General features: G+C 46.7%; 15 protein-coding genes. 11 read left to right on the plus strand and 4 right to left on the minus strand.

The features are described from left to right. Nucleotides 1-32 precede the first annotated feature (32 nt). Nucleotides 33-1181 carry a PocR ligand-binding domain-containing protein gene (locus dnm_RS31455; RefSeq protein ID WP_207678250.1) on the minus strand — a complete coding sequence of 383 codons (1149 nt, stop codon included), beginning with the start codon at nucleotides 1179-1181 and terminating at the stop codon, nucleotides 33-35. Between the two features lie 665 nt (nucleotides 1182-1846). On the opposite strand from dnm_RS31455, the gene dnm_RS17735 reads away from it, so the two are divergent. The 6 genes from dnm_RS17735 (at nucleotide 1847) to dnm_RS17760 (ending at nucleotide 8221) form a co-directional block, all read left to right on the plus strand. Further along, complete coding sequence (locus dnm_RS17735; protein WP_207678251.1) at nucleotides 1847-2953, plus strand: radical SAM protein; 1107 nt, start codon at nucleotides 1847-1849, stop codon at nucleotides 2951-2953. A gap of 10 nt (nucleotides 2954-2963) precedes the next feature. Continuing rightward, nucleotides 2964-3779, plus strand: coding sequence for a menaquinone biosynthesis protein (locus dnm_RS17740; protein WP_207678252.1), 816 nt, complete (start codon nucleotides 2964-2966; stop codon nucleotides 3777-3779). A gap of 74 nt (nucleotides 3780-3853) precedes the next feature. Beyond that, nucleotides 3854-4933, plus strand: coding sequence for a CofH family radical SAM protein (locus tag dnm_RS17745; protein ID WP_207678253.1), 1080 nt, complete (start codon nucleotides 3854-3856; stop codon nucleotides 4931-4933). Then, nucleotides 4930-5742, plus strand: coding sequence for a 1,4-dihydroxy-6-naphtoate synthase (locus dnm_RS17750; RefSeq protein ID WP_207678254.1), 813 nt, complete (start codon nucleotides 4930-4932; stop codon nucleotides 5740-5742). Before dnm_RS17745 ends, dnm_RS17750 begins: the two co-directional genes overlap by 4 nt. Next, on the plus strand, nucleotides 5724-6356 hold the full coding sequence (locus dnm_RS17755) for a 5'-methylthioadenosine/S-adenosylhomocysteine nucleosidase family protein (protein ID WP_207678255.1): 633 nt from the start codon (nucleotides 5724-5726) through the stop codon (nucleotides 6354-6356). Before dnm_RS17750 ends, dnm_RS17755 begins: the two co-directional genes overlap by 19 nt. A gap of 293 nt (nucleotides 6357-6649) precedes the next feature. Further along, complete coding sequence (locus tag dnm_RS17760; protein ID WP_207678256.1) at nucleotides 6650-8221, plus strand: NAD(P)H-hydrate dehydratase; 1572 nt, start codon at nucleotides 6650-6652, stop codon at nucleotides 8219-8221. Between the two features lie 439 nt (nucleotides 8222-8660). Here the strand turns inward: dnm_RS17760 and dnm_RS17765 are convergent, their stop codons facing one another. Beyond that, the gene (locus dnm_RS17765; protein WP_207678257.1) at nucleotides 8661-9257 is read right to left on the minus strand and encodes a polyhydroxyalkanoate synthesis regulator DNA-binding domain-containing protein; all 597 of its coding nucleotides are present in this window, start codon (nucleotides 9255-9257) and stop codon (nucleotides 8661-8663) included. A gap of 597 nt (nucleotides 9258-9854) precedes the next feature. On the opposite strand from dnm_RS17765, the gene dnm_RS17770 reads away from it, so the two are divergent. Together dnm_RS17770 and dnm_RS17775 are read left to right on the plus strand one after the other, a co-directional pair. Continuing rightward, a complete protein-coding gene (locus dnm_RS17770; RefSeq protein WP_207678258.1) occupies nucleotides 9855-10232 on the plus strand; it encodes a hypothetical protein in 378 nt (125 codons plus the stop codon). Between the two features lie 46 nt (nucleotides 10233-10278). Then, nucleotides 10279-10875 (plus strand): hypothetical protein, encoded by a 597-nt coding sequence (locus tag dnm_RS17775; protein ID WP_207678259.1) that lies wholly within the window; start codon nucleotides 10279-10281, stop codon nucleotides 10873-10875. Between the two features lie 116 nt (nucleotides 10876-10991). On the opposite strand, the gene dnm_RS17780 is transcribed toward dnm_RS17775, so the two are convergent. Then, nucleotides 10992-11438: a hypothetical protein gene (locus dnm_RS17780; RefSeq protein ID WP_207678260.1), complete on the minus strand. Its 447-nt coding sequence runs from the start codon at nucleotides 11436-11438 to the stop codon at nucleotides 10992-10994. 148 nt (nucleotides 11439-11586) lie between these two features. Between dnm_RS17780 and dnm_RS17785 the strand changes: the two genes are divergently transcribed. The 3 genes from dnm_RS17785 to dnm_RS17795 are packed head-to-tail and all read left to right on the plus strand — an operon-like array spanning nucleotide 11587 to nucleotide 14533. Further along, on the plus strand, nucleotides 11587-12579 hold the full coding sequence (locus dnm_RS17785; RefSeq protein ID WP_207678261.1) for a hypothetical protein: 993 nt from the start codon (nucleotides 11587-11589) through the stop codon (nucleotides 12577-12579). Continuing rightward, nucleotides 12555-12974, plus strand: coding sequence for a hypothetical protein (locus tag dnm_RS17790; protein ID WP_207678262.1), 420 nt, complete (start codon nucleotides 12555-12557; stop codon nucleotides 12972-12974). The genes dnm_RS17785 and dnm_RS17790 overlap by 25 nt, the downstream gene beginning before the upstream one ends. Then, the gene (locus tag dnm_RS17795) at nucleotides 12971-14533 is read left to right on the plus strand and encodes a sensor histidine kinase (RefSeq protein ID WP_207678263.1); all 1563 of its coding nucleotides are present in this window, start codon (nucleotides 12971-12973) and stop codon (nucleotides 14531-14533) included. The genes dnm_RS17790 and dnm_RS17795 overlap by 4 nt, the downstream gene beginning before the upstream one ends. 700 nt (nucleotides 14534-15233) lie before the next feature. Here the strand turns inward: dnm_RS17795 and dnm_RS17800 are convergent. After that, nucleotides 15234-16556 (minus strand): cyclic 2,3-diphosphoglycerate synthase, encoded by a 1323-nt coding sequence (locus dnm_RS17800; protein ID WP_207678264.1) that lies wholly within the window; start codon nucleotides 16554-16556, stop codon nucleotides 15234-15236. Nucleotides 16557-16774: the final 218 nt, after the last annotated feature.

The raw sequence follows: 16774 nt of genomic DNA on the forward strand, positions 1-16774 counted from the left end.
GACTTTTCATCAATATTACTGTTTAAATCAAATCAGCAGGCCCGTGCGACTTCGCAAAGCTCGCTGATAGTTTCATGCCTTAAAATTTTATCAATATCAAGAAGAACTTTCACCTCTCCCTCTGTTTTGGTCATTCCGAAAATATATTCCGTGTCCGCGTCGCTACTGAGTATCGGTGCGTCTTCGATATCTTTGCCTTTAATGTTCAATACTTCTGAAACAGAATCCACCACGATACCCATCCGCGATTGAATATCTTCCGCGTCTTTGTTTTGTTGTGTGATTTCTGTCACGATAATGCAGGTCCGTTCCGTGTAATCTGTTGCTTCAATGCTCAATTTCAGTCTGAGGTCTGTTACCGGAATCACTCTGCCCCTGAGATTGATAACCCCTTTCACAACGTCCGATGCGCTGGGCACAGGTGTGATCGGCATCATTCCGATGATCTCTCTGATTTTCAAAATATTGATACCATAGGCTTCGCCAGCCAGAGTAAAAATAAGGTATTTCCCCTCTTTTTTCTTTATTCGTTGTTCAAATTCTTCGTTAAGTCTTAGAATTTCTTTCTCCGCTTTTTCACGCTCGGCAATTTCTTTTCTGAGATTTTCAGCAACCTGTTTATATTTTTCCCTGCTTGAGCGCAACGCCTCATTTGTTTCCATTTGTCTTTTCTGAGTCAGACCTGTCTCTCCGACAAGCTCTGCCAAATGGGACAGATAATTCATTGTTCGTTTAATCTGATCTCTTGAAAAAACAGGAACCTCAGACAGTGCTTTAAGATAAGAAGCCTCATCAAAATCATATTTGGAAGCCTGTTTTCGAAAAAATTCCGTATCAGGCGGCTCAAAAAAAAATTGCCCTGTAAAAAGGTTTCCTACATGTTCCCCTTCAATAACAACTGGCACTGCGACATCCACCAACCCGTTCAGACATTCATAAACATTGTATTTTTCACCTTTATCCAACTGACCTGCAAGGGCAGTGTCACTTTCAGTGCATCTCCGGGCTGTTTCAGGATGGACCCGATGAAATTTTGTGCAGATATCCTTCCAGCCGGACGCAACCAGCACCGTGCCGTCAGTATCAATTATGGCCGTAGTTGCTCCTGTCGCCTCAGTAAAACTTTCCATGAGCTTCTGAAATTTGTCAACATCAATAAGATCAGAAAATTTATATTTCATAACAGCTCCTGCTTTTTATCCGATAGGAAGATTATAAAATCTGAAAACATGAAATGATAAGCATCCGGATAAAAATTTCTGTGCATTTTTCAAAGAAAACTTAGCTTGTTATCCGAGAGGCACACAGTAAAAGAAATATCGTAAAATTTATCTCCGGGTACTTATCAAATCGGAGTTTCAATATCAGTTTAAATGTGTTAGCTTTGTTTATCAAGCAAATATTTAAAGTTGCCAATCTCACTCAGGCTTCAGGGCTTTGTTTTTAATTCATTGACTCTGTGATTCAGTTTTGATACAGAGGCATAAAAATTAACCAAATAAGGGAGCAAAACGATCTCTTCTCTTGAATCAGATACAAAAACCTGTGTACAGGATAAAAAGTTGCGGTGCGTTAAGAAACCCGGCTTTTTTCCCAGACGAGACACCTTCCCCCCCTCGGAAAAAGCCGGGTTTCTTTGTTGCTCATCTTTTTTTGTCCTGTACACAGTACAAAAACATAAAATTATGTCAAATTATTTATTAAAAACAATTCAGGATAAAAAGTTGCGGTGCGGGAAGAAACCCGGCTTTTTTCCCGGACGGGACACCTTCCCCCCTCGGAAAAAGCCGGGTTTCTTTGTTGCTCATCTTTTTTTGTCCTGTACACAGTACAAAAACATAAAATTATGTCAGATTATTTATTAAAAACAATTCAGGATAAAACCCTCCGCACCATTGCCGAAAAGGTTGTGGAAGGGGTTCCGGTAAACGAGGCGGACGCGCTCTGTATGCTCGGCACAAACCACATTCTCGAACTGGGTTTAATTGCCAATTATCTGAGACGGAAACTTCACAAGGCGCATGCCTTTTACGGCGTGAATATGAACCTCAATTATACCAATATATGTGAAATTCGCTGTCCCCTGTGTGCGTTCTCCTGTGATGACGGCGATGAAAAAGCATACACGCTGTCCCTTGAAGATATCGAGAAAAAGGTAAGCGAGGCTGTGGCGTTTGGCATAGATGAAGTCCATATTGTCGGCGGTCTCAATCCCCGGCTTAAAATTGAATATTTTGAAAACATGCTGACACGGATAAAGCAGATTAAGCCGGATATTTTTATCGTGGGGTTTACCGCGACCGAATACGACTATTTTGCAAAGCTGAACAACATCAGTGTGGAAGAGGTGTTTCAAAGATTCATCCGGGCCGGACTCGGGGCCTTGCCCGGCGGCGGTGCGGAAATATTCGCCGCGGATGTCAGAAACACCATCGCGCCCCGGAAAATATCAGGAAAACGATGGCTGGAGGTGATGAAAATTGCCCATTCAATGGGCCTGAAAACCAACGCCACCATGCTTTATAATCACATAGAGAAACCCGCGGATATTGCGGATCACCTCTCGCAAATCCGTTCCCTTCAGGATGAGACAAACGGATTTAAGGCATTTGTGCCGCTTCCTTATCATGACGCCAACACAGGTATCCGTGCAAAACGAGTCACGACCACGGGATTCGAAGACATCCGGCTTTACGCCACCAGCCGAATTTTTCTCCATAACATACCGCATCTGAAGGCGCTGTGGATGTATCTCGGGGAAAAGATGGCGCAGGTGCTTCTCAGTTTTGGCGTGGATGATATCGGCTCGACTTATCACGATGAAAAGGTGGTTCATGCGGCCGGTGCAAAAACACCGGATTACGGAACAGAGCCTTATCTGAGAAATCTCATTGAAAACGCAGGAATGAAGCCGGTGAGAAGTGCATCAGATTATGAACCCCTTGGAAAATGAGAATCATTAAATGAAACTCGGTTATATTAATTATCTGAACTGCTATCCCCTTTATTATGAGATGATGGAGAAAAGGCCGGTCTCAGGTGTGCAGCTTATCCCGGGCTATCCCAGCGAACTGAACGAGATGATGCGTAATGAAGAGCTCGATATAAGCCCTGTTTCGTCAGCCGCATACGCGGATATTCAGGATGAGGTGATGATTCTCCCTGAGTTTTGCCTGGGGTCTGTGGGATATGTGCGCTCGGTGATTCTGGTCAGCAATGTTCCCATAGAAGACCTGGACGGGAAAACAATCGGGCTTTCCCGTGCGTCTCAGACGTCTGTGGTGCTTTTAAAAAGTCTCCTGAAACAATATTACCATATTGATCCGATATATCAGCCCAGCGATCCGCTGCCTGTACTCAGAGACTTGGATGCTGCCCTTATCATCGGAAATGAAGCCATGACGCGTAACCCCGAAGCTGTTCCCTATGTCTATGATCTGGGAGATCTCTGGCTCAGAAAAACAGGTTTTCCAGTAGTATTTGCAGTATTCGTTGTGCGGAAAAAGGCCATGAGAGAACAGCCGGAAACGCTGAAAGCCATCATCAGTTCATATCATAAATCTCTTGGCTGTCTTGAAACCGAGAGAGATATCTTTATCCGAAAAGCCGGAGAAAAGTATCCGAATATCGCTTATGATATTTCCACTTATTTTCGCCTGATAAAGTATGAATTTACACAAGAACTGAAAGACGCGTTGCGCTTTTATTTCTCTGTTGCAGGAGCCTCAGGTTTTCTCAGACAGGTAAACACTTTGGAATTCATACCCGACAGCATATAAACTGCTGAGAGCATGTTTTAAAAGTCCCGTAGGGACGGCATATTTGTAGCGATGAACATTTAGGATTAGTCATAATGAATGAATCTTTTACAGATGAAGCACTCAGAGCAAACATATACGAAGGAAAACGCATCTCCCCGGACCAGGGATTAAGGCTCTTTGAATGGGATATTATTGAGCTGGGCCAGGCCGCGGATTACCGGCGAAAGATCGCGTTTCCAGAAGAAAACGTCGGTTTTATCATTGACAGAATTATCAACTACTCCAATATCTGCGAAGCAAAATGCGCGTTCTGCGCGTATCATGCCCATGCAGGGCGCGTTGATCCTTATGAACTCTCAATGGATGAAATCTGCCAGAAAACAGAAGAACTTATTCAGGGCCGCGGCACACAGGTCATGCTCCAGGGCGGACTCCACCCGGATCACACCCTTGACACCTACCTCACGATGGTAAAGACCCTCCGGGAACGATTCCCTGATATCTATCTGCATTCTTTTTCACCTGCGGAACTGACACATATTGCCTGCAAAAGTGATCTTTCCCTTGATGAAGTAGTGCAATCATTAAAAGACGCGGGGCTGAATTCCGTGCCTGGCGCGTCAGACCTCTTAGTGGACAGAATTCGCAACGCAGTCAGTCCGAAAAAATGCACCCGTGAACAATGGTGTGAGGTGATGCAGACGCTTTTCCGCCACAACATGACCTCCACCGCTACCATGACCTATGGCATGGGAGAAACGCTCAGGGAGCGCATTGCCCACCTTGAGGTCATACGGGAGGTTCAGGACAGCACAGGCATATTGAAAGCCTTTATTCCCTGGTCTTTTTCTCCGGCACGCACACGCCTGGAACACATCTCGCCCGCCACAGGCATGGATTATCTGAGAATGGTTGCTATTGCCCGGATATTTCTCGACAACATCACTTTTATCCAGGCAGGGTGGCTCACCGAGGGAACAAAGCTGGCACAGGTGGCCCTGACAATGGGGGCCAATGACATGGGAGGCGTTCTCACGGAAGAGGTCGTGGTAAAAGCCACTGGCATTGAAACTCAGATCACCATGACCGGGATGACCGATCTGATCCGTGACGCGGGAAAAACCCCTGTACAGAGAGATTCTCAGTACCGTGAAATAAGGAGATTCACATGAAAAACGCTTCCCGGGAACTGGAGATCGGTTTTTCTCCATGTCCCAATGACACGTTTATCTTTCACGCCATGCTTCACGGTCTTATTGACACGGGGGAATTTTGTTTTGTTCCTCATATAGATGATGTGGAGGCGTTAAATCTGAAAGCGTTTGAAGGGGCCTTTCCCATTACCAAGCTCTCTTTTTATGCGTATGTTCTTCTCAAAGAACGCTATGCTCTGCTGGATTCAGGTTCCGCTCTGGGATATAAATGCGGGCCTCTGCTTGTGGCAAAATCGCGGCTGAAAAATCTCGCTGAGGCCCATATTGCCATTCCGGGAAAATACACCACCGCGCATATGCTTCTTAAACTGTGGCATCCTGAGATTCAGCATGTAAGTCCCACCCGCTTTGATTTAATTCTTCCCGGGGTGCAATCCGGCGAATTTGACGCGGGGCTGATTATCCATGAGGGGCGGTTTATCTATCCCGAATATGGCTGTATAAAAATCATTGATCTCGGAGAATGGTGGGAAGCTGAGACCCGTCTCCCCATTCCCCTGGGATGTATTGCCATACAAAACGATCCCTCTGTCATATGTCATAAGGAAAAAATCGAATCTTTTCTGAGGAATTCTGTGAATTACGCTTTTGAAAACCGGGACGCGTCAAGGGAATTTATAAAGTCCCACGCGCAGGAGATGGATGACACGGTGATTGACAGTCACATTAATCTTTATGTAAATGATTTTACTATATCTTTGGGAGAAACTGGCAGAAAAGCTGTGGAAACTCTGGCGGAGATGGCGCAATGTCGGAAGATCATCTGATGAAAATTGGTCTGGTAATGGCGACGATGCTGGAAGCGGTCCCCTTTGTCAAAAGATTCTCATTGCAGCCATGTGAGCAAAAGCCATTTAAAATTTACGAAAATGAGAATCTCCTGCTCATTATTTCAGGCATTGGAAAAGCCAATGCTGCGATGGCATGCACCTATCTCCATCTGATGAAGCAGCCGAGATGTATCTGCAATCTTGGCGCGGCCGGTGCGTTAGATGAGGATCATCGGCTGAGAAAAATCTGTCATATCACCAAGGTCTTCGAACCTGACCGCCCCACTCTCAACAGCGGTGTCCCCCATAAACATATTCCTGATGTTCTCGATGGGTTTCCCAGAGCCACGCTCGCGACGCAGGATAAACCAGTCATTGATCCTGAAGAGAGGGCGGAAATCGCTGTCATCGCCCATCTTGCGGATATGGAGGGAGCGTCTGTTATTCAGACATGCAGGCGTTTTCACACAAAATGTTATCTCTTTAAATTTGTAAGCGATACGCCGCATGATCATCAGATTGTGGCAAATATCAGAGATTACCGGGAGGATTTCTGCTCATTTTTCTGTGAATCAATATTGCCCGTTTTAGAATCTGTGACTGGCAAATAAACCCGGCTTTTTCCGGCAGAGGAGAAGCGATCCGTCCGGGAAAAAAACCCGGGTTTCTTCCCCGCACTGTTTCCGAGATGAGAGTATTGGACAGAAACCCGGCTTTTTCCGGCAGAGGAGAAGCGATCCGTCCGGGAAAAAAACCCGGGTTTCTTCCCCGCACTGTTTCCGAGATGAGAGTATTGGACAGAAACCCGGCTTTTTCCGGCAGAGGAGAAGCGATCCGTCCGGGGAAAAAAAGCCGGGTTTCTTCCCCGCACAGATTTTTCATACAAAAAAACAAGAGGTGAGAAATGAAAATCAGTACTGTTTCCGAGATGAGAGCATTGGACAGGACTGCCATAGAAACATTCGGCATCGCAGATGAACTTTTAATGGAGAACGCGGGACATGCGGCATATGATGTACTGTCCCGGGAATTCGGTATTAAGGATAAAACCTTTCTTGTTTTCTGCGGTATCGGCAACAACGGAGGAGACGGATTTGTAATTGCGAGAAAAATCCACTCCAATGGCGGTACAGTTCAGGTTTTTATTTTAGGTGATCCGAATAAATTCAAAGGAGCGGCAAAGACCAATCTTGATATTGTCAGACGCCTGCCCGTCACTGTCCGGCAGATTGATTCCGTGGCATCCATAAAAACAGATGTGTTTCATTGTTATGCAATTGTGGATGCGATTTTCGGCACAGGGCTGACCCGGGAGGTGGGCGGATTATATCGGGAAGTCATTGAGCTGATCACTCAGAGTAAGAAAACAGTTCTGAGCGTTGACATTCCATCGGGCATTGACGGCGATACCGGTCAGATCAAAGGCGTTGCGGTGAACGCGGATTATACCGCGACATTTGGGTTGCCGAAAATCGGAAACATGCTGTATCCCGGGTATGAACGCTGCGGAAAATTATATGTCACCCACATCTCCTTTCCGCCGTCAATGTATGCGTCCGTGAAAACAGAAATCAATTCTCCTCCGAAACTTCCGCCCAGGGATAAAAACGCTCACAAAGGCGATTTTGGCGAGGTTTTGTTTATCGCAGGCGCGCGCAGCTATTTCGGAGCGCCTTATTTTGCGGCCATGTCTTTTATGAAAGCAGGTGGCGGATATTCCCGGCTTGCCGCGCCGCAGTCAGTCACGCCGTTTATTGCCACCAAGGGAAGCGAAATTGTTTTTGTTCCTCAGAAAGAGACCGCATCAGGAAGTCTTTCCCTTGAAAACAAAGCTGAGTTGCTGGCATTGGCCGAAAAAATGGATATGGTTGTCATTGGTCCGGGGTTATCTCTGGAACAAGAGACAAAGCAACTCGTCAGAGAATTGGCAGGAGAAATAAACAAACCGCTCCTCATTGACGGTGACGCGATTACCGCAATCTGTGAAACTCGTGATGGAATCATAGGAGGACGGAAAGCAGAGACAATCCTCACCCCTCATCTCGGGGAGATGTCCAGAATCACACAAAAGACGGTAAGTGAAATTAATAACGATAAGATAAACATCCTGCGACACACTGCCAAAGAAACCAATGCAAGCATTGTACTCAAGGGCGCACACTCCCTGATAGGATTGCCTGATGAGAGGATTTTTATCAACATGAGCGGGAATTCCGGCATGGCAAGTGCGGGGTCAGGTGATGTGCTGGCGGGGACCATCGCGGGCATGTTCGGACTCGGGCTGCCGGTTCAGGATGCGGTAAGAAAAGGGGTATTCATTCACGGGCTTGCCGGAGACCTTGCCGCGGAAGACAAGGGAGAGGACGGGATCACGGCCCAGGATATACTGGAATACCTGCCCCTTGCTGTAAAGACTGACCGGGAAGGTCTGAATGAAACGCTCAGACATCGTTATATCGGTGCGTGCGTGATATAAACACTCGTTCCCAGGCTCTGCCTGGGAACGCATACCCGAGGCTCTGCCTCATGCCGGGGCATCTCAGAGAAATCACAGACCGGGTGATGCCATACGGGGAAAACCTATGTGAATTGGCTCTCGGACAATGACACACGAGGCGGAGCCTCGGTTATGCATACCCGATACTCTGCCTCATGCCGGGGCATTTCAGAGAAATCACAGACCGGGTGATGCCATACGGGGGAAACCTACATGAATTGGCTCTCGGACAATGACACACGAGGCGGAGCCTCGGTTATGCATACCCGATACTCTGCCTCATGCCGGGGCATTTCAGAGAAATCACAGACCGGGTGATGCCATACGGGGGGAACCTACATGAATTGGCTCTCGGACAATGACACACGAGGCAGAGCCTCGGTTATGCATTCCCAGGCGGAGCCTGGGAACGAGGTTTTTATTTTTCCTGGTCAGAGAGATTGTCATCCTTTTTTTCAGCATATAATTTTTCCAACCTCTCAACTGTCTCAGTCAGTGCCTCGATTTTCGCTGTCAGACTGACCATATCCTCTTTTGTGGCGAGCTGCGTCATTTTCATCACTTCATTGATCCGCTGATCAATTTTATCACTGACCCACTTTTTAAAATTTTCAGCACGTCCCAGCATTTCTTTCTTGAGCCGGCTGCCTTCGGATTCGGAAAGCTCCTTGTTTTTGACCAGCAGGCTGACTATCTTATCAACCTCGTCCTCGGCCATGGTCAGTGCGCTTTGACATTGGGAAGTGTATTTCCTGGCGTAGTTGATTACAGTTCCGCCTCCCTTGCGAAGCAGGTCTATCAGCACGCCGGACGGTATCTTACTGTCGCCCTGTTTTTCCCGGGCCAGAAGCTGTGCCACAACGGATGAGGTCAGGTCTTCGCCAGTTTCGTTGTCTTCAATGGAAATTTCCTCACCTGCCTTGATCAGTGCCGAGAGATCATCAAGAGAGACATATTTTTTTTCTGTGGAATCATAGAACTTACGATTGGCATATTTTTTTATTTTGTGTGACATATTATCCTCCTTAAAAATCTGTTTGTCAGACATTCTTCAGGAGTGCCAAACCTACCGTTTGGCAATCGGAAATTTTATAATAACGTCTTTTAATCATATATGACGCAATGCGTTATCCATGTCAAGATATTTAGGTGAACAAAGGTGTTATGGGCTTATGCCGCACTGACAAAATTGAAAAACCAGTAACATTAATACAATTTAAAGCGTTTTCAGGGGCCATATCCCGCTTTTTGCCATCAGAACGGGCTTCACAGGATTTTTTTCACGAAACCGAAGCGCTTTGCCAAACATTTTTCTTCCCATATCGCTCTTTTTAGCCTCGAAAAGATAATTATAGGCACAATTTACAGCCAAAATAGACAGGTAATTTATTTGATATTAGCCAATTAGCGTGGCCCGACCCCAATGCGCACTACCCCAATGCACACTCGACAATTTTGTCGAACCTGAACGCTGATTGTCGAACCTGCGAGTCTGTATAATGAGATAACTATCTGTTTTTAAAATATATGGATTTTGGCACGGTTATTGATATATAAAATGTGTAAGTCAGCAGTTCAATCAATTTTAACAAATATAAAGGAGAAAAAACGAATGCTGAAAAAAATTTTTAAAACCGGATGTATGGTTCTGGTATTAGGACTTCTGACCGTGCCGGCATGGAGTTCGGACGGCATTGACATGAGTACCGATGATTTTCTGCTTCTTGCACGAGGCGGTCATGGTCCCGGGGACGGCGCAGGTAATGGCGGCACAGGTCCCGGAGATGGCACAGGAAACGGCTCAAAATCAGGAGATTGTCCCAATCTCGAAACCAATGGCATCCATGCGCCTCTGATGCTTGCACGAGGTGGCGGCAAAGGCAAGGGGAAAGGTGGTGGAAACTGTGGCAGAAATAGCGGCAAAGGATCAGGAAAAAAAGGCTCCGGTGGCGGCAACCGCGGCGTATGTCCGTGGGGATTGAATCAATAATCAGATTATAACTTAGAAACGTATGTAATGAAAAGGAGGTATTAAAATGAAGTATTTGAAAGGTATTGTTATCGCATCATTGGTATTGGTAATGGCTATGACAGGCCAGGCTCTGGCTCGCGGCGGCCATCATGGCGGATATGACACTGAGACGTATGGACAGGGTTCCGAAACAAACGGCGGTTTGGGAACTGTCACAGATTATGCAATAAACATTTTTGAGGATGCCCCGGGTCTCACCATCGCCGGAACTGTGTCCAATGTAATGTATTATGGCGGAGGATTTGAAATTGATACCGAAGCAGGGTCTGTCACGGTCTATGGAATCGGACCTTTTCGGTATTGGTCTTCACTTGAAATTGATCGTCCGGTTGTCGGTGACGAGATTGTCGTTGATGCTTATGAAGTCACCTTTAGTGACGGTTCTGTTAAAATTATTGCCGCAGGTGTGAGTGTGGGCGGTGAATATGTGGAACTGCGGGATCCGGAAACAAGTCTGCCTCTCTGGCGAAAAGGTTTCGGCCGTCATGGCGGCGGACAGGGCATTGGAAAAGGGCAGGGGTTTAAAAACGATGGTGTCTGTCCCCGGGGTCAGACGTTTCCTGCAATTCAGAACGCACCTGCAACAGAAAATGAAGAATAAAACTTAAACAATGATTATGGAAAGGGGCTTTCATCAGCAAGTCCCTTCCCATATTTTCTGCTTCTTGACTCCTTCCCATATTTGCCGTATAGATAAATTCAGCAGACCGCAAATTTTCATAAATCATAAATCCGGAGTGCGAAGATAAAGCGAAGCGTTTTTTCGCATAAATCATAAATCACAAATCCGGAGTGCGAAAATAAAGCGAAGCGATTTTTCGCATAATTCATAAATCCGGAGTGCGAAAATCCGGAGAGCGAAAATAAAGCGGAGCGATTTTTCGCATAATTCATAAATCCGGAGAGCGAAAATCCGGAGTGCGAAAATAAAGCGGAGCGATTTTTCGCATAATTCATAAATCCGGAGTGCGAAAATCCGGAGAGCGAAAATAAAGCGGAGCGATTTTTCGCATAATTCATAAATCCGGAGAGCGAAAATAAAGCGGAGCGATTTTTCGCATAATTCATAAATCCGGAGAGCGAAAATAAAGCGGAGCGATTTTTCGCATAATTCATAAATCCGGAGAGCGAAAATAAAGCGGAGCGATTTTTCGCATAATTCATAAATCCGGAGAGCGAAAATAAAGCGAAGCGTTTTTTCGCATAAATCCGGGCAAAAATTTTCGATCTGCTGAGTTTATCTGTCTCAGACTTCCGAAGTTTCCAAAACTGCGGAACTCTTTTGGTGAAATATGGTGAAGGGAGGTCGGAAATGGAGCGACAATTCGGAAAAATAACCGGCTGTTCATTATTACTGGTGAGTCTGTCATTTATTCTGATAACCGGAGCAGCAGCTTCGGATATGTCAGTTGAACTGGCTGCCGGATATGATGATAATGTTTCCCTCTCTTCGACAGCAGAAGGATCCGCGTTCGGGTCTTATCAGATAAAATTTTACCACCAGTTTCTTCCCGATCTTCTGTCAGCAGACTGTGACATATTTATTGACGGGTCTTATCAGGATTACTTCAGCATGGGAGATAATTACGAATTAAGACCCGGCATATCACTGACCTTTCCCTTGTCAAACGGCCGTCTGGTTCCCGGGATCATGGCCGAGGTCTTAATATATCGGGATGATTTCATTAAGGAAGATGACAGAGATGAGATCATGGCGGGCGTACAGCTTGAATGGCTGACCACAGCCCGGGTCTCCCTGGGATTTCATCATATCTGGGCATGGCTGGATTATACAGAACCCGTCATTCTTCAGACCGTTCGCCCTTCTTCAGGGCCCGGAAAAGGCCGGGGCATGCCCGGAGGCCCCCACCACCAGGAACATGACGACACTCATCAACACACATCCTCCTCACGCGATGACCATCTCCGCTCCACCGGTATCCAGGGAATGCTCTTTTTCACGCCTGAAATACAAGGCCATATTTCATTAGAATACAACCGTCTTGATTCTTCAATTGAAACAGAATCATACCGTCAGAACAGTGGGATATTGTCCTTATTATGGGCACCGGGCGATTTATGGGAAATCTCTGCCACGACATTCTGGAAACGTGCCAAATACGATCAGGATATCGAAAATACTGACCGCACAGACACGATTTGTAACGCGGGGCTGGGAATAAGCTGTTTTATTGACAAATTTGAATTTTTTTTTCATGTGGGACGGACAGAAAATGATTCCTCTTTGGATATCGAATCTTACTGTCAGACGGTGACACAATGCGGACTTATCTTTTCATTCTGATACTCTTATTCAGCCTGACACCGGGCCTTGCCGCGGCCACGGATGTTTTTCTCGGAACCGTGAAAGCAGTCAAACCGGAAAGCGGTGAAGTGGTGCTTGAGGTTGAGGATTGGCCGGCAGAGGATGATAAAGAAAAAAATACTGACACTCCAAAGGAAATCACCATAAATATTTCTCCTGACCGTCTGCCTGAAAATCTTTCGCCCGGGGAAACAGTGCGAATCTGGGGAAAATATCTACAGGGAGATATGAAAAATTTTCAGGTCGTTCATATTAGCGGAGGAGGGCTTCGGGGAGGGAAAAAGGACCCCACCGGAGTACGTTCCCGTCTGGGCAAAGGCAGGGGAATGTTTAAAAGCAGAATGCAAAAAATGCGCCATCGGGGACATAAATGACGGAGAAACCGATCCGGATACCAAAACCCTTGCGCTTACTGCCCGGATGGAAAGGCAATCTGCTTGTTTTTGGTCTGCTGATTATCATTGTCCTGGGATACTTTTTCTGGCAGGCCCGGCAGGCTCACCGGACGTTTCTCAATCATGCCCGGGAACATTCCAGAATGCTGGCCGGTGTGATCGAACTCAATGCCCGGGGGGCTGTTCTTTCCCAAGGAGCAGTCGAAGAGATCATGCAGACCTTTCTGGGAAATATGGCCCGATTTGCCGATTATCTGGACACGGTTGAGCCGTTTTCCGAGGATGAGCTGGCCGCGTTTGCTCTGGAGGCGGGACTGGCCGGCATTCGAATTATCAGGGATAACGGAGAATTTACACAAGGGCCTCCCGGGTGGTTCAGTCCCTCATACGTGACCTGTACGGAAAATGTCCGTGTTTTGCAGCATCTCGCGACAGATCATCTTTATTTTCTGACCTTACCGAGAGAAGCCGGGGAAGGATGTGTGGTTGTGGGGCTGACAGCCGTTCATATTGAAAAACTGCATGAGCAGGTCGGCTTGTCCCACCTGCTGCATACGTTGTCCGAGCTTGCCGGCATAAGATATGTACGCATTGAAAGCTTTACCAGCAATCCCCCGAAAGCGGAAGTCATTCTCATTGACAAGCCTGACAAGAAACTTGCAGAAACACGCCTTCCCTTTGATGAGGGGATTCTGGTTGTCGCATTGGAAGCAGGACATTTTTTTTTCCGTATCCGACAGCTTTGGAATGAATTTTTTCTTTTCAGCGCGATTCTGGCGATTTTAGGTGTTTTTTTCTCCTGGATTCTTCATCGGTATCAGAACGCCTATCTGAACCGGATTCGGGATGTGGAGCGGGAACTTGCCAGGCAGCGGGAAGATGCTGCCCTGGGGCGGGCTGCCGCGGCCATTACCCATGAAATTCGGAATCCGCTAAACGCCATCAGTATCGGATTGCAGCGTCTGCAAATTGAGGCTGATGATCTGGACGATGAATATCAGTCGCTCGTTTCAACCATGCTCAGAGCAGTCCGGCGAACAAACAGCATCGTCACAAACATCCGGCAATATGCCGGTCCTCTGACTCCCCAAAAAAAACCCGTGCGTCTGAATTCAATGTTAAATCATATCCTGGCGCTTTACGCTCAGAAATGTGAGGAACATTCTGTTGAGGTGAAATGCGAAATCAGGCATAATGAACCTGTCGCGGGGGATCCTGATATGCTTGAACAGGTGCTTGAGAATCTCATAAAAAACGGAATCGAGGCCCAGCCGGAGGGCGGCGATATTCGTATCATCCTTGATCATCAAGGCCGTGAGGCTGTTCTTACAATTGAAAACAGCGGATTTTCGCTTTCTGAGAGTGAAGCCGATCAGATATTTGAGCCTTATTTTACCACTAAAACAAGGGGAACCGGCCTGGGACTTGCCATTGTCAGGCGAATTGTCCATTCTCACGGGGGACGTCTGGAATTGCAGGTTCCCAGAAAAGGGGTATTGTGTGTTTTCCTGTATCTTCCTTTGGCAAATTCAGATTAAATTCAAAACACAGAAAAGATGCGCACATAAAAGTTAAATCCGTTTAAACTCGTTCCCACGCTTCACGTCCTTATTTTAAACTTGTTCCCACGCTTCGCGTCACTGCCATTAAATTTAAGGGCAGTCCCTTTAAAATCCCTCCGTTGCCGGGGGGATTTTAAATTCTGATAATAAAAAAATCAAAAATCGAATTGACACCCGGAGGAAGAATATGACCGTTATTAATCTGCCCTGCGTAACCGGTCAGGCGGAATAACCGTCTGACGTTGAAAAATGCTGATTATAACGGATTTAGGGGAGAGGCGACCAAGCCCTGTAAGGGCGGTATGTTTGCAACAGGTTTGCAAGTCCCCGCCAAAGCTCCGCGGGGGCATTTGCAGCAGTAGTAAATCATGCTGCAAATATGCCGCCCCTGCGGGACCTGGCCGGGCCTGCATGATGAATGCTGCAAATATGCCGTCCCTGCGGGGCTCGGACGGCCCTCCCCTAAATCCGTTATAATCAGAAAAATGTCTGTTAGTCCGGAGTGCCAAACTTTCAGTTTGGCAATCTTTGCGAAGTGCGGAAACCGGACGCTTCTGCCAAACTGCAAGTTTGGCACTCCGGACAATTTTTTTCTTAAAGCCTATACATGACCAAATAAGGTCTGACATTACTGCTTATCATTAATCCGTGCAGATCGGGCCTGATGCGATACACTTTACCCTGTGATTTTCAATCGGGACAAAAGGACATTCTCCAGCAGCGGTTCCCCGTGATCCCGGTATTCGTAACACACTCGGAGCGTAGGTTTGCTGATGGAGAGCAGTTTAGGAAGATTAATCGGCGTTGCAAAAAGAACCAGATCACACTCCGCGCTGTTAATGGTGCGTTCCAAATCGTGAATCTGTTTTTTTCCATACCCCATGGCAGGCAAAACCGACGCCACATGAGGATAACGCTCATAGGTCTCTTTAATGCTTCCAAAAGCATAAGCCTCAGGCTCAACAATATGGGCCGCGTGATAAGTTTTGGCAGCAATGGTTCCCGCACCATATGCCATTTCTCCATGAGTGAGCGTGGGACCGTCTTCAACGATCAGTACCCGCTTTCCCTGAATCTGTTCAGGATTTTCCACAATGAGCGCTGATTCCGCCAGGATGATTTCAGCATTGGGCGCATGGCTTTTAATGTTTTTTCGGACCTGGTCCACCCCGGCCGGATCCGCGCTGTCCACTTTATTGATCACGGCAATATCCGCCATAGCCATATTTGTTTCCCCGGGATAGTACAGCAATTCATGCCCTGCCCGGTGCGGATCAAAGACCACAACATGGACATCAGGATGATAAAACGGTGTGTCATTGTTTCCGCCATCCCAGATGATGACATCGGCTTCTTTTTCCGCGTGTCTGAGAATTTTTTCATAGTCAATTCCCGCGTAAACCACGATCCCCTGAGCCACCAGGGGTTCATATTCTTCTCTTTCCTCAATGGTGCAGTTGTGGGTTTCAAAATCTTTATAAGAGGAAAAACGCTGCACCACCTGCCTTGTCAGATCACCGTAAGGCATGGGATGACGAACCGCAACAACCTTTTTTCCCCTGTTTTTCAAAATATTGCATACATATCGGGTGGTCTGAGATTTTCCACATCCGGTTCTCACCGCGCAGACCGCGACCACGGGCTTTTTTGATCTGAGCATGGTGTATGTGGCACCAATGAGAATAAAATCAGATCCTTGCGCCATGACAGCAGAAGCCTTGTGCATGACTTCCAGATGGCGAACATCGCTGTAGGAAAACGCGACCAGGTCCACCTTGTGTTCCTGAATGAGATCGGTGAGCCGCTCTTCAGGATAGATGGGAATGCCTTTCGGATAAAGTTTTCCTGATAATTCAGGCGGATAGATACGCCCCTCAATATCCGGTATCTGGGCTGCTGTAAAGGCGACAACATTGTAGCGGGAGTTGTCTTTGAAATATACATTGAAATTGTGAAAATCACGACCGGCCGCGCCCATAATAATTACTTTTTCAATCATGGTTTTTCCTTTCTTAATTCCTATAGTGAATTTTCCTGCTGCTCGATCATCAGGTTTTCTGAGCCGATTTTGACAACATCCTGTCATTCCTGCGAAAGCAGGAATCCCCTTTTTCTCACGACTGCCTAAAAAAGGGCAGCGGATTCCTGCTTTCGCAGAAATGACAAAAAAAACTTGATTATCGAGTGCTAATGTCAGTATATCGAAAATATCCCCCC

Source organism: Desulfonema magnum, assembly GCF_017377395.1.
In the GTDB taxonomy this organism is placed as follows: Bacteria; Desulfobacterota; Desulfobacteria; order Desulfobacterales; family 4be13; genus Desulfonema_C; species Desulfonema_C magnum.